This window comes from Streptosporangium sp. OZ121 (assembly GCF_051918885.1).
In the GTDB taxonomy this organism is placed as follows: domain Bacteria; phylum Actinomycetota; class Actinomycetes; order Streptosporangiales; family Streptosporangiaceae; genus Streptosporangium.
On record NZ_JBPXMC010000005.1, the window covers coordinates 333,494 to 346,507 of the forward strand.

Consider the following 13,014-nt stretch of genomic DNA (forward strand, 5'->3'; position numbering starts at 1 on the left):
AGTGATCATGAGCGAATCGCCCTTCTCCGAAGTCCTCAGGAACGCCACCTGGGGTGATCACGAGTCCGCCGAGGACGAGAGCTACCTCAAGGCGCTGATGGCGGGCGACCTCAGTCCCGAGGCCTACGGCGAGATGGTCGCCCAGCACTACTTCGCCTACGTGGCCCTGGAGAGCGCCTCCCGCTCGCTGGCCGCCGATCCCGTCGCGGCGCCGTTCGTCATTCCCGAGCTCTACCGGGAGGAGGCGCTGGTCCGCGACCTGGAGACGATCTACGGGTCCGGCTGGAGGTCCAGGATCGAGCCGTCCAAGCCGACCCTGACCCTGGTGGCCCGCATCAACCAGGTGGCCACCTGGCCGGGCGGTTACATCGCCCACCACTACACCCGCTACATGGGCGACCTGTCCGGCGGGCAGTTCATCCGGATGGAGCTGCAGAAGATCTACGGCTACCAGCCGGGCGGCGGCGTCGACTTCTACCTCTTCGACGGGATCGGCAGCCTGCCCCGCTTCAAGAACGAGTATCGGGCCCGGCTGGACGCGCTCCCCCTGGACGAGGCAGAGAAGGGGCGGCTGATCCGCGAGACCAGGCTCGCGTACCTGCTCAACACCGAGGTCCTGGGCGAGCTCGGCCGGGTGGCCCGGTCCGAGCTCGCCGCCTGACCTCGCCCGCCGCGCCTTCCGGGGCCTCGGAGCGGGTCCGAGGGCGCCCCTCAGAAGGAGTAGGGACCGAAGCGGCCCCAGGCCACGAAGGCGGCCAGCGCGAGAAGCACCACGTTGACCACGATCCCCGGATACTCCTTGCGCCGGAGGTGCACGACGAGGGCGCCGATCATCGTGATCACCAGTGCCGCGGCGGCGATCGGGGTCAGGACGGGCAGGATGCCGGTGACGGCGGGCAGGACGAGGCCGATCCCGGCCAGCACTTCGAGGATCCCGATGATCCTGACCTGCCCGTCCGAGAAGTCCTCCACCCACGGCATCTGGCCCGACAGGTCCGCCCGGGACTTGGTGGCCTTGATGAGACCGGCGAAGAAGAAGGCTCCGGCGAGCAGGATCTGCACGACCCAAAGGGCGATGTTCATGGTGTGCTCCGAGAGAATAAGTGAAGGTAGCCCTTCGCTTGGGTCACCGTAGCATAACCGCAGGAAGGCCTTCACTTTGTAGAATCGGCGCATGGACGCGTGCAAAGGGCGGGGACTGCGCAGGGACGCCGAGATCAACCGGGAGCGGATCGTGGCGGCGGCGCGGGTCGCGTTCCGTGAGGGAGGGCTCGACGTGCCCCTGGAGGAGATCGCCCGCCGGGCGGAGGTGAACATCGCCACGCTCTACCGGCGCTTCCCCGACCGCGAGGCGCTCATCGAGGCGATCCTGGCCGACCGCATGGCCGAGTTCGTCGAGGCAGCCGAGGCTGCGGAGCTCGCCGCCGACCCGTGGGAGGGGTTCGCCGGGCTGGTCGAGCACATCTGCGGCATGCAGGCCGCCGACCAGGGGGTGACCGAGGGCCTCACCTCCTGCTTCCCCGGGGCGGCGCTGGAGGGGCCGAGGGCACGGGCGCTGGCGGCGGTCGACCGGGTGATCGAGCGGGCCCGTCGCTCCGGGACGCTGCGCGCCGACTTCACCGGCCAGGACCTGATGCTGATCATGATGGCCAACGCCGGGGTGCTCGGCTCCACGCGCTGCGCCGCCCCGCAGGCGTGGCGGCGGCTGGTCGGCCTGGTCCTCGACGCGTGCCGCGCCGGCCGCGCCGGCCGGGCCGCCCCGCCGCTCCCCCCGGCCCCCAGCGCCGAGGACATGCGCAACGCGATGCTCACGGCCCGTCCCCATCGCTGACCCCGCCACGGGCCCCGCCTGACGGGGTGCCGGTGCTGTGCGACCATGGGGCCATGCCCCGGATTTCGGCCGCGACCATCGGCGAGCACCGCGTCCAGACCCAGGATCGCATCCTGCGGGCGGTCTCGCGTCTCTCCCGGGACCAGGGCATCGACGCCATCTCCATGACCGACGTGGCGAACGAGGCCGAGATCACCCGCACCGTCCTGTACAACTACTTCCCGGACAAGGCGGCGCTGCTGCTCGCCTTCACCGAGCGGGTGACGCACTACTTCATCGACAGCTACGAGCGGGAGCTGCCCGGCCGGGCCTCGCCCGCCGAGCGGCTGCGGGTCTTCGTCAGGCTCCAGCTCGACGGGCTGCTCGCCCACCCCCATCCCGGTCCCGCCGACCTGTCGGCGGCGCTGGGCCCCGACGCCTACCAGCGCCTGGCCGACCACGTCGAGCCGATGCAGCGCATCCTGAAGGGCATCATCGACAGCGGCGTGTCATCGGGCGACTTCCAGGTCCCCGACGTGGCCGCCGCCGCCCGGATCATCCTCGCCGTCATCGGCGCCGAGCGGGTCCCGCTGCTCGGTGGCGAGGTGACGCCCGAGGAGGCCGAGAAGATCGTCTCGGGTTTCGTGCTCCGCGGCCTGGGCTTCCGGGGCGTCCCGGACGAAATCCGGGCTCCGGTCTGAGCCCCGGCCGGGGCCCGGCCTCCTCGAACCGCACGCGTACCGGCGTCCCCGGCCGTCCGGGCTCTCCGGGCACCGGGCCCTTCGGCGGCCCCCGCCTCTCCGGTGGGGCGGCCCGTGCGCGGACGCCTCCACATGGCGGCTATCCGAGCCGGTCGGCGCTCGGACCACTCGCCGCGGGGTCGCGATCCCGGTTCAGGCGGATCAGGGTGACGCCGTACGCGATGATCCAGACGACCCACATCAGCCAGCCGACGAGGCCCAGGAGACCGAACGGTCCGGTGTGGTCGATGACCAGGGGGGTGAGGGTGGCCGAGCCGAACAGCAGCGCGGCCGAGACCAGCCCCACGGTGCCGTGCCACGGCCGGATGAGACCGGCGCGCAGGCCGGCGACGGACAGGCCGATCAGGGCGAGGGCCAGGAAGGTGCCGTTGAGGGTGAACAGCGCGTCGTGCAGCACCCACAGTCCCCCGGTCGCGGGACTGCGCCGCGCGGTCGTCGACGTGAGCGCGAGGCGGATCGCGATGACCCCGGCGAAGGTGACGTTCTGCAGGGCCAGGCCGGTGAACCCGAGCAGCGACCACGCTTCGTCCCGGCCTCGTTCGAAGCGCCGCAGCGCGGAGACCGCACCCGCGCCGAACAGCGTGGCCAGCAGCCAGGCGGCGGGAGTGAGCGCGGACGCGATGGCGACGACGTCGCCCTGGGTGCCGAAGAACGCGTCGACCTCGCCGATCTCGGCACCGGTGAGCGGCAGACCGGCGGGCACCATGATCACGTTGGCGAGGACGATCGTGCCGGCGAAGCCGAGAGCGGCGAGGCCGGTGATCCGGGGGAAGCCGAGGGCGGCCTCTCCGTGAGATTTACGCAACATATATTCATTATAAGCATCGTAAAGTCATTGGAGGGAAACCGGTGAGCGAAGAGCCGGACCGGCGCCGTTACGACTCGTTGCGCCGGGCGACGCAGGCACGGGAGACCCGGGTGGAGATCGCCGGCGCCGCCCGCAGGCTGTTCGTGTCCCAGGGGTGGGCGGCGACGACCGTGCGGGAGGTCGCCCGCGAGGCGGGAGTCTCGGTGCCGACGGTCTACGCGGCGTACGGGAACAAGGCGGGGCTGACCCGGGCTCTGGCGGACGCGGCGGACCTGTCGGCCGACGTACCGCGGATGCTGGAGGCGCTGGAGGCCTCGGCGGCGGATCCCCGGCGCCAACTCGCGGCGATGGCCGCCTACGACCGGCGGCTGTTCGAACGCGCCGGTGACGTCATCGCGCTGGTCCGCGAGGCGGCCCGTACCGAGCCCGAGCTGGCGGCGGCCTACCGCGAGGGCCGCGGACAGGGCGACAAGACCCGTGAGCTGGTGTTCTCGTCCTGGCCCGACGGCGTCCTGCGACGCGGCCTGGACGTGCGCTCCGCCGTCGACGTCTACGCGGCCCTGTGCAACATCGACGTCTACACCACGCTCACCGTCGAACGCGGCTGGTCACCCGACCGCGTCGAGCGGTGGTGGAGCGAGGCGCTGGCCCGCGAACTCCTGCGCTGACCTCCCCTCCGCGACGGCCCGGCGGCCGCTCGGCCCGGGGGGGGGACGGGCGGGGAGCCGCTCCGGGATCCCCCCGGCGAAGACGTCGTGGCGGCCGGTCGCCTCCAGGTGCGCGTAGCCGATGCGGCGGTCGCACACCGCCGCCGGACACATCGCCGTCCGCGGCACCCGGCCGGGACCCGCGCTCATCGCCACTGCCCCCGCTCCATCGTGAACTCCCCGTAGGGCACGGTCCAGACGACCTCGTGGCCGATCCTGTGCCCGGTGTATCCGTCTTCGCCGTAAGCGGTGCCGTGATCGGAACAGACGATCGCGAATCCCGGCCGCCGCTCGCTCATCAGCGCGAACAGCCTGCCGATGTGCCGGTCGACGTATTCGAGCGCGGCGGCCTGGCTCCGGCGGCTGTCGCCGTGCTCGCGGGTGGCCCCGGGCAGGTGGAACCAGTTGGGCTGGTGCAGCGCCGAGACGTTGACGAACAGGAAGACCGGCCGGTCGGCTCCCGCCACCGCCCGCTCCGCGCGGGCGATCTGCGCCTCGAACGAGGCGGGCGCGGTGACCCCGAACTCCGGCTCCCAGTGGCTCTCGGCGAACATCCCCGGCAGCGCGGACCCGAGCGGGGTCAGCTTGTTGAAGAACCCGACCCCTCCGACGCAGACCGTGTGGTAGCCCGCTCCCGCCAGCCCCGCGGGCAGGTCGGGGGCGTCGAACACCCAGGTGCCCGGGGCCGTGGTCTCGCTGCCGGGGAACGCGGCGGCGAACGGGCGGGAGTGCGGCCCCGGCGCGACGGGGGTCGGCAGGAAACCGGCGAGGATCGCGGCGTGCGCGGCGTAGGTGAAGCTCCCCGGGCTGTGCCGGGGCTCCCAGCGCCCGCCGGGCAGCGCCCGCGCCAGGGTGGGCAGCCGCCCGGCCGCCATCAGCTCCTCCGCCACGTCGTAGCGGAGGGTGTCGAGCGTCACCAGCAGCAGGTCGTGGCTGCCCACCACCTCGTTCATGTCACGCACGGGGCCTCCCGCTCCCGCTCGCCCGCCGGGGCGTGCCGGCCTCTCGCGGGGCGTGCCGGTCTCCCGCCGGGGCACACCGCTCTTTCGCCGATGCGTACCCGGCTCCCGCGGGGGCGTGCCGGTCTTCCGCGGGGGCGTGCCGGTCTTCCGCCGGGGCGTGCCGGGCGAGGATCGCTCGGACCTGGGCGCCGTAGGTGTCGAGGCCCTCGGCTCCGCCACCGGGCAGGCCCTCCAGCCGGGGAAGCAGGTCACCGAACGCGTTGACCTCGGCCACCGCGAACTCCCGCCAGTCGACCCCGATCATCAGGTCGACCCCGACGGCCAGGCTCCCGGGGAAGCAGGCCGCCGCCCGCGCGCAGATCTCCAGGGCCCGCTCCCACCCCCGGGGGCCGAGCCCGGCCGTGACGGCGCCCAGATCACCCCGTACGCCACCGAGGTGGAGGTTGGTCATCGGCCCGCGGCCCGCGCGGACGACCGCGTGGGTGGGTGTGCCGTCCACGACGACCACCCTCAGGTCGATCGCGCGCCCGCCGAGGCTCGCCTTGGGAAACCAGCGCTCGACGTGGAGGCCGTCCGCGGCCAGCAGGTCGACGATCACCGCCAGATCGGGCTCGTTCTCGTAGCACCTGATCCGCAGGGAGTTGTGCAGCTCGCCGGAGGTCAGCTCCGCCGAGGTCACCGCCCTGACCCGGCGGCCCGACGCGTGCAGGGCGATGATCCCGGAGGCCGACGAGCCGTGGGCCGGTTTGACGAACACCCGGCCCCAGCGGGCCTCTCCCATCCGCTCGCGCAGCTCGGCGTAGCCGCCGACCGGCCCGGCGAGGGCCGGCGGCACCGGCACCCCGGCCGCCGACAGCCTGGCGTGACAGCGCCGCTTGTCGAACATCACCGCCACGTCCTCGACGTCGGCGAGCAGCACGGCCCCCGGCGCCGCGGCCACGGCCCGGCGGACCCGGGCGGCCCCGGCGACGAACCCGGCGTGCCAGCGGGCGCCGCCGCCGATCCGGGACGGCTCACCCGGGCCCCGCAGCAGCGCGTCCGCCTCGGCGTCCTCCCCCGGCGAGTCGATCCGTACGAGCGTCTCCGGCTCGATCCCGATCTCCTCGCCGCGCAGCACGGACGTCCACGGCACGACCGCGGGCTCGGCCAGCCCCTGCCGGGCGCAGGCGTCGGCGAACATGGTCACCCGCCGGTCGCCCGGCGTGCCGACGACGGTGAGGGCGGTCACTCGGCGACCGCGACGTAGCGCCACTCGCCGTCGGGCTCTTTCTGGCCGGACACGTCGAGCCGGACGCCGGAGCCGGAGAACGTCGTCGTGAGGCGCTCGACCATGGCGTCCGTCAGGTAGTGGTGGTGCAGGTCCAGGCGCTTGAGGTGGGTCAGGGGCTGCCCCGACAGCAGGGCCTCGGCGCCCTCGTCGGTGAGCACGCCCATCGACTGGGCGAGCGACTCCAGCCGGGCCACGACGGGGGCGACGGCGACGAGAGCGGCCACCTCGTCCTGGATCTCGCTGTTCTGCAGCCCCAGGTGCCTGAGCGCGGGCAGCCGCTCACCGGACAGGATGTTCTCCAGGTCGGCGGCGGTGGTCTCGCCGCCGTACTCGCTCGTGCCGAGCCAGGCCTCCAGGTGTTCGAGCGCGGGGAACTCGCTCATGCCGACCCCCCTGACCACGGAGGCGGGCAGCCCGCCCGCCTCGAAGCGCAGCACCCTGAGGTGCTCGTGCCCGACCGGCCGCAGCTCCAGCCCCGTCCCGCCCCGGACCTCCAGCCGCTCCAGCAGCGGGAAGGCCTCCAGCAGCGGCGTGACGTCGCTCTGCTGGATCCAGGAGATCTCGCACTCCTCCTGCGGCATCGCGGCGAAGAAGAGCGAGCGCAGGGCGGGGAAGCGCGTCGCGCTCTCCGCCAGCAGCCGGACGGGACCCGACGCGTCCTTCTCGTAGGCCTCGCCCCAGCCTCCGACGATGAGCGCCCTGACCTCGGTGGTGTCAATGGTCTCGGTGAAGCGTGCGAAGTGCTCCTCGAAGGTCTCCTTGGCGTCGTAGACGCGGACCGAGACGCGCCACGCCGCCTCGCCGGCCGGGGGATGGGGGGCGCCGGGGGGACGCAGGCTCACGATGGGCAGGCCCGCGTAGTCTCCGCGGTAGAGGCCGTCGACGTCGTCGTTGAACTCGGTGTGGTCCATCGGAGGCTCCCCGTCAGGCTCGGCTGTGGCAGGACCGTCCTACCAGAGGCGCGCGACACTTCCGGCCGCACTCCAGGAATCGCTCCCCGATCCTTCCCGGAGCGCTTCCCCGATCCTCCGTGATCATTCTGAAAGCGCTTCCAGAATCGATCACGGGATACTTCCGGGAGCGCCCCCGTGAGGCCGGACGCCGGTCGGACCGGTCCGCGAGGTCGGCGATGATGAACGGCATGGACACTGGTCACATCCGTTTCGCCTCCGCGAAGGGCCGCTGGGTTCTCCTCACCACCGTGCTCGGCTCGGGCATGGCCATGCTGGACGGCACGGTCGTCAACGTGGCCCTGCCCGCGCTCGGCGCCGATCTCGGCGCCGACATGGCCGGCCTGCAGTGGACGGTCAACGCCTACACCCTCACCCTGGCGGGCCTGATCCTGCTCGGCGGATCGCTCGGCGACCGGTACGGCAGGCGCAGGGTCTTCCTGGTCGGCGTCGTCTGGTTCGCCCTCGCGTCGGCCCTGTGCGGCCTGGCGCCCAACGTGGAGACGCTGATCGCGGCCCGTGCCCTGCAGGGCATCGGCGGTGCGCTGCTCACCCCGGGATCCCTCGCCATCATCCAGGCCTCCTTCGACCGCGGGGACCGGCCCAGGGCGATCGGGGCGTGGTCGGGCCTGGGCGGGGTGGCCGCGGCCATCGGCCCGCTGCTCGGCGGGTGGCTGGTGGAGACGGCCGGATGGCGCTGGGTGTTCCTGATCAACCTGCCGCTCGCGGCGCTCGTCGTGGCGGTCGCCGTACGGCACGTCCCGGAGAGCAGGAACGCCTCGGCAGGCGGCCGGTTCGACGTCCTGGGCGCGGTGCTGGCGGCGCTGGCGCTGGCCGGGATCACCTACGGCCTGATCGACCTGGAGATCGTCCCGGTCGCGGCGGGCGTGCTGCTGGGCGCCGCGTTCGTCTGGCTGGAGATCAGGCGCTCGCCCGAGGCGCTCGTACCGGTCGAGGTCTTCTCCTCAAGGGTGTTCACCGCGGTCAACGTCGTCACCTTCATCATGTACGCCGCGATGGGCGTGGTGTTCTTCCTTCTGGTCGTCCAGTTGCAGGTGTCGGCGGGCTTCTCCCCGCTGGTGGCCGGGACCTCGATGATCCCGGTGACGATCCTGATGTTGCTGCTGTCGTCGCGCGCGGGCGAGCTGGCCAAGCGCCTCGGGCCCCGGCTGCCGATGACGGGCGGCATCCTGGTCTGCGCCGGGGCACTGCTGCTGATGTCGCGGATCGGCCCCGGCTCGTCGTACGTGGTGGACGTGCTGCTTCCGGCGACCCTGTTCGGACTGGGCCTGTCGGCGGCGGTCGCGCCGCTCACCGCGACGGTGCTGGCCACCGCCGCCGAGCGCCACGCGGGGGTGGCCAGCGGCGTCAACAACGCCGTCGCCAGGACCGGCGGGCTGCTCGCGGTGGCCGCGATCCCCCCGCTGGCCGGGCTGACCGGCGACGCCTTCGGCTCCCCCGAGATCTTCACCGCCGGATTCCACACGACGATGCTGATCAGCGCGGCGATGCTGGGCGTCGCGGCGCTGATCACCTTCCTCACCATCCGGGAGAACGTGCTGATCCAGGAGGAGACGAAGCTGGGCTGCCCGGTGACGGCCCCCCAGCCGGGCAAGTGAACCTCAGAAGGTGAACGCCTGGCTGCGGACGCTGTTGTCGAAGTTGGACACCAGCAGCTCGGGCTCGCCGACCGAGCGGATCTCCGGCAGCCGGGTGAACAGCGCGCGGAACATCGCCCTGATCTCCTGCCTGGCGAGGTTGGCGCCCAGGCAGAAGTGCGGCCCGGGGCCGCCGAAGCCCACGTGGGGCTTGGTGTCGCGGGTGATGTCGAACCGGTCGGCGTCGGGGAAGACCGTCTCGTCGCGGTTGGCCGAGCCGTAGAAGAGCACGACCTTGTCGCCCGCCTTCAGGTGCAGGCCGCGCAGGTCGTAGTCCTCGGTGACGGTACGGCGGAACTGCATGATGGGCGAGACGTAGCGGACCATCTCCTCGATCGCGCCGCCGATGTGCGCGTCGAAGTCGCCGGCCAGCAGGCTCCGCTGCTCGGGGTTGTCGGTCAGCAGCTTGATGCCGTGCGCCATGGTGTTGCGGGCCGTCTCGTTGCCCGCCACGAGCAGCAGCGTGAAGAACGACCCCAGCTCGCGGTCGGTCAGCCTCTCGCCGTCGACGTTGGCGGTGACGAGCGCCGAGACCAGGTCCCCCTGCGGCGCCAGCGCGCGCTCCTTGCCCAGGTTGATCACCAGGCGCTGCAGGGCGAGCAGCGCGAGCGTGTTCTGGGCGGCCATCCTGACGGTGTGCGCCAGGCTGGGCCGCACGCCGGAGTAGGCGGTGGAGATGTCGACGTGCTGGTGGACCTTGGCCCGCACGTCGTCGGGGACGCCCATCATGTCGCAGATGACGTGGATGGGCAGCTTGGCTGCCACCTGGCCGACGAAGTCACCGGGCCCCGAGGCGATCACGTCGTCGACGATCCGCGCGCACGCGGCGTCGATGTCGCCCTGCAGGCCGGCCAGCATCTTCGGGCTGAACGCGCGGGAGACGATGCGGCGGAGCCGGGCGTGCCGGGGGTCGTCCATGTTGACCATGGACTCGCCGAACACGTGCTTGACCCAGCCGGGCGGCTCGGGACTGGTCACGCCGGGCTCGCTGGAGAACACCTTGGCGTTGCGGCTGGCCTCCACCACGTCGGCGTGCCGGACCAGCGCGTAGAAACCCTTGCCCGAACGGAGCAGCGGGACCCGCTTCTCCTCGAAGAACACCGGCTTGTCGAGATCCCGAAGCCGCGCGAACGCCTCATGCCGCTCCTTGAGCGGCCGCCGCCAGAATCCCAGGTCGGCCAGGTCGATTTCCATGCCGCCAATCCTGGCATGTTCTTTATGCGTACCGGCCACGTGGATTTCATGTCCCGGTGGGCCGCGTGTCCGAATCACCGGAAACCATGACAGGTATGAGAGCCTCGCTCCTCACCTCCGCGGTCCTCGCGTTCCTGCTGGTCCCCGCCTTCCCCTTCCCGTCCCACGCCTCGGCCGCCGCATGCTCCGGCGCACCCTCCGACTTCGACGGCGACGGGCGGGCCGATCTCGCGGTCGCCGCTCCCTACACCCGCTCCGGCGGCCACGCCCGCGCGGGATCGGTCACCGTGCTGTACGGCATGCGCACCGCCGGGAAGCTGACCCAGGACGACCCCGGGGTGCCCGGCGAGGCCGAGACCGGGGACTCGTTCGGCTCGGCGCTGGCGACCGGCGACTTCGACGGCGACCGCTGCGCCGACCTGGCCGTGGGCATCTCCGAGGAGGACCGCTCCCGGCCGGGAGAGGACGGCGACGGCGCCGTGCAGCTGTTCCACGGCTCGCCCGGCGGCCTGCGGCCCGGCAAGACGATCGACGCCGCGGACCTGGGCCGCGAGCGCGAGCCCGGCCGGTTCGGTGCCGCGCTCGCGGCGGGGGACCTGGACGGCGACGGCGACGACGAGCTGGTGATCGGCGCTCCCGGGCTGGGCGGCGGCGCGGTCGGGGTGTACGGGCTCAAGGGGCGCAAGCCGTACATGATCACGCAGGAGACGGGCTGGGTGGGGCAGCGCGAGCGCGAGACCGACCAGTTCGGCGCGGTGCTCGCCACCGGGGACTTCGACGGGAACGGCCGGGCCGAGATCGCCGTGGGCGCGCCCGCGGACACGGTGCTGAAGAACGGCCAGGGCTCGGTCACCGTCCTCGACGTCCGGCGCCGCAGGGCGACCGTGCTCACCCAGGACAGCCCGGGGATCAGCGGCCTCGCCGAGGTCTGGGACTTCTTCGGCACCGCCCTGGCCACCGGCGACTTCGACGCCGACGGCCACGACGACCTGGCGATCGGCGTGCCGGGCGAGGGCCTCAGCGACAACCAGCGGGCGATGGACTACGGCGACGGCGTCGTGCACGTCGTCTACGGCTCCGGCTCGGGACTGCGTACGGCGGCCTCCGAGGCCTGGTCGCAGCGCTCCCTGAAGGGAGAGCCGCGCTACTTCGACCGCTTCGGCGCCGCCCTCGCCGCCGGGGACCTCAACGGCGACGGCGACGACGAGCTGGCGATCGGGGTGCCGGGCGAAAACGCGGTCCAGGTGCTCGCGGGCACCCGCTCCGGCGGCCTGACCCGGAACCACAACCTGCTGCTCACCGGCGAGGGCGGCGACTTCGGCGCGGCCCTGGCCACGGTCACGGGCCGCGGCCTGGTCGTCGCCGCCCCGGGCGACGGCAGGCTCACCCTGCTGCGCGGGACCGTGCGGAAGGGCTCCTACCCGGGCGTCCGCCCGTCGTCGGCGAGGCCCCTGGCCGGCGCTCCCGAGGACACCCTGTTCGGCTACGCCTTCGCGAGCCCGCCCTCCCCGCGGTAGGGACCGGCCCCTCCAGCGGTGAGGACCGGCCCTCCCACGGCCGGCTCCCTCGGCCGACTCCCACGGCCGAGGAGAGGCGGCGGGAGGAGAATGCGGACCGCTTGATTCACGTCGCTACCTAAGATGATGGGCATGTTCGACGCACAGCAGAGGACCGTCCGCGATCTACGCCGGGGGAATCGGGCGATCGTGCTGCGCGCCCTCTACTTCGAGGGACCCGCCAGCCGCCAGGAGCTCAGCGAGACCATCGGGCTCAGCCCCGCCACCGTGAGCAACGTGACGGGAGACCTGCTCGCGAGCGGGATCATCGTCGAGGCCGGTCTGGCGGACTCCGACGGGGGCAGGCCCCGGGTGCTGCTGCGGGTCAACACCACCCACGGCTACGCCGTCGGCGTCGACGTCGGCGAGACGCACGTGCGCGTCGAACTCTTCGACCTGGACATGAACCGGCAGGCCAAGGCCGAGTACCCGCTGCGCCCGGCCGGGCACGACGTCGACCAGGTCGTCCGCCACATCCTCGCGGGCATCGACGTGGTCCTCGGCGAGAGCGGCGTGCCCAGGGAGCGGGTGCTCGGCGTGGGGGTGGGGGTTCCGGGAGTCGTCGAGACCGGGCCCGACGCCCTGATCCACGCCCCGACCTTCGGGTGGGACGCGGTCCCGCTCGGCAGGCTGCTGCGGGCGGGCACCGACCTGCCGCTCTTCGTGGACAACGGCGCCACGTCGATGGGACAGGCCGAGTTGTGGTTCGGCGTCGGGCGCAGGGCCAGGCACGCCGTGGTGGTGCTGATCGGCTCGGGAGTCGGGGCGAGCATCATCACCGACGGGGCCACCTACCTGGGGGCCAACAGCAGCGCCGGCGAGTGGGGCCACACGAAGATCATGATCGGCGGGCACCGGTGCCGCTGCGGCGGGGAGGGCTGCCTGGAGGCGTACGTGGGGGCCAGGGGCATCCTGGAACGTGCCGGGGTCTGGACGGAGACCGTCGACGAGCAGGCCGAGCTGGCCGCGCTGGTGGCCGCGGGCTCCCCGATCATCGACGAGACCGTCACCTACCTGGGCGTGGGGCTGGCCAACCTGATCAACCTGTTCAACCCCGAGCGGATCATCATCGGCGGCTGGGCCGGCGTGCTGCTCGGCGAGCACCTGCTGACGAGGATCAGGAAGGTCGTCGCGGACAACTGCCTGGCGCAGCCGTACAAGACGGTCTCCATCGGCCTGGGCCGCCTCGGCGTCGACTCGGTGGCGCTGGGCGCCGCCACCCTCGTGATCGAGGATCTCCTGCAGGCGAACCCGGTCGCGAGGCCGAACGGCGTCTCCCCGCGCCCCCGGAACCGGGCCGGGATCTGATCCCCGGCTCCCGGAACAGGGGGCGGGGCC

Annotated in this window: 13 protein-coding genes; 7 read left to right on the forward strand and 6 right to left on the reverse strand. The window is 72.7% G+C overall.

Annotated features, from left to right (window positions below; translation table 11 throughout):
- Positions 1-7: 7 nt before the first annotated feature.
- Positions 8-661 (forward strand): heme oxygenase (biliverdin-producing), encoded by a 654-nt coding sequence (locus ACTOQ1_RS13605; RefSeq protein ID WP_440067081.1) that lies wholly within the window; start codon positions 8-10, stop codon positions 659-661.
- Between the two features lie 50 nt (positions 662-711).
- Here ACTOQ1_RS13605 and ACTOQ1_RS13610 read toward each other — a convergent pair whose 3' ends face one another.
- Positions 712-1,083, reverse strand: a complete 372-nt coding sequence (locus ACTOQ1_RS13610; RefSeq protein ID WP_440067083.1) for a DoxX family protein — start codon at positions 1,081-1,083, stop codon at positions 712-714.
- A gap of 91 nt (positions 1,084-1,174) precedes the next feature.
- Here ACTOQ1_RS13610 and ACTOQ1_RS13615 point away from each other — a divergent pair, with 91 nt between their 5' ends.
- The gene (locus ACTOQ1_RS13615; RefSeq protein ID WP_440067085.1) at positions 1,175-1,831 is read left to right on the forward strand and encodes a TetR/AcrR family transcriptional regulator; all 657 of its coding nucleotides are present in this window, start codon (positions 1,175-1,177) and stop codon (positions 1,829-1,831) included.
- 53 nt (positions 1,832-1,884) lie between these two features.
- The gene (locus ACTOQ1_RS13620; protein ID WP_440067087.1) at positions 1,885-2,511 is read left to right on the forward strand and encodes a TetR/AcrR family transcriptional regulator; all 627 of its coding nucleotides are present in this window, start codon (positions 1,885-1,887) and stop codon (positions 2,509-2,511) included.
- Positions 2,512-2,650: 139 nt separating this feature from the next.
- Here ACTOQ1_RS13620 and ACTOQ1_RS13625 read toward each other — a convergent pair whose 3' ends face one another.
- Positions 2,651-3,379, reverse strand: coding sequence for a hypothetical protein (locus tag ACTOQ1_RS13625; protein ID WP_440067089.1), 729 nt, complete (start codon positions 3,377-3,379; stop codon positions 2,651-2,653).
- A 41-nt stretch (positions 3,380-3,420) separates the two neighbouring features.
- Between ACTOQ1_RS13625 and ACTOQ1_RS13630 the strand changes: the two genes are divergently transcribed.
- On the forward strand, positions 3,421-4,047 hold the full coding sequence (locus ACTOQ1_RS13630) for a TetR/AcrR family transcriptional regulator (RefSeq protein ID WP_440067090.1): 627 nt from the start codon (positions 3,421-3,423) through the stop codon (positions 4,045-4,047).
- A 185-nt stretch (positions 4,048-4,232) separates the two neighbouring features.
- Here ACTOQ1_RS13630 and ACTOQ1_RS13635 read toward each other — a convergent pair whose 3' ends face one another.
- The 3 genes from ACTOQ1_RS13635 to ACTOQ1_RS13645 are packed head-to-tail and all read right to left on the reverse strand — an operon-like array spanning position 4,233 to position 7,229.
- Complete coding sequence (locus tag ACTOQ1_RS13635; RefSeq protein WP_440067174.1) at positions 4,233-5,039, reverse strand: STM4013/SEN3800 family hydrolase; 807 nt, start codon at positions 5,037-5,039, stop codon at positions 4,233-4,235.
- 1 nt (position 5,040) lies between these two features.
- The gene (locus ACTOQ1_RS13640) at positions 5,041-6,276 is read right to left on the reverse strand and encodes an STM4014 family protein (RefSeq protein WP_440067092.1); all 1,236 of its coding nucleotides are present in this window, start codon (positions 6,274-6,276) and stop codon (positions 5,041-5,043) included.
- A complete protein-coding gene (locus ACTOQ1_RS13645; protein ID WP_440067094.1) occupies positions 6,273-7,229 on the reverse strand; it encodes an STM4015 family protein in 957 nt (318 codons plus the stop codon). The genes ACTOQ1_RS13640 and ACTOQ1_RS13645 overlap by 4 nt, the downstream gene beginning before the upstream one ends.
- A 230-nt stretch (positions 7,230-7,459) precedes the next feature.
- Between ACTOQ1_RS13645 and ACTOQ1_RS13650 the strand changes: the two genes are divergently transcribed.
- A complete protein-coding gene (locus ACTOQ1_RS13650; RefSeq protein ID WP_440067096.1) occupies positions 7,460-8,887 on the forward strand; it encodes an MFS transporter in 1,428 nt (475 codons plus the stop codon).
- A gap of 3 nt (positions 8,888-8,890) precedes the next feature.
- On the opposite strand, the gene ACTOQ1_RS13655 is transcribed toward ACTOQ1_RS13650, so the two are convergent.
- Entirely contained in the window at positions 8,891-10,120 is a 1,230-nt protein-coding gene (locus ACTOQ1_RS13655) for a cytochrome P450 (RefSeq protein ID WP_440067098.1), read from the reverse strand.
- 95 nt (positions 10,121-10,215) lie between these two features.
- On the opposite strand from ACTOQ1_RS13655, the gene ACTOQ1_RS13660 reads away from it, so the two are divergent.
- Positions 10,216-11,637 (forward strand): FG-GAP repeat protein, encoded by a 1,422-nt coding sequence (locus ACTOQ1_RS13660; RefSeq protein ID WP_440067100.1) that lies wholly within the window; start codon positions 10,216-10,218, stop codon positions 11,635-11,637.
- Positions 11,638-11,769: 132 nt separating this feature from the next.
- Complete coding sequence (locus ACTOQ1_RS13665; RefSeq protein WP_440067102.1) at positions 11,770-12,984, forward strand: ROK family protein; 1,215 nt, start codon at positions 11,770-11,772, stop codon at positions 12,982-12,984.
- Positions 12,985-13,014: the final 30 nt, after the last annotated feature.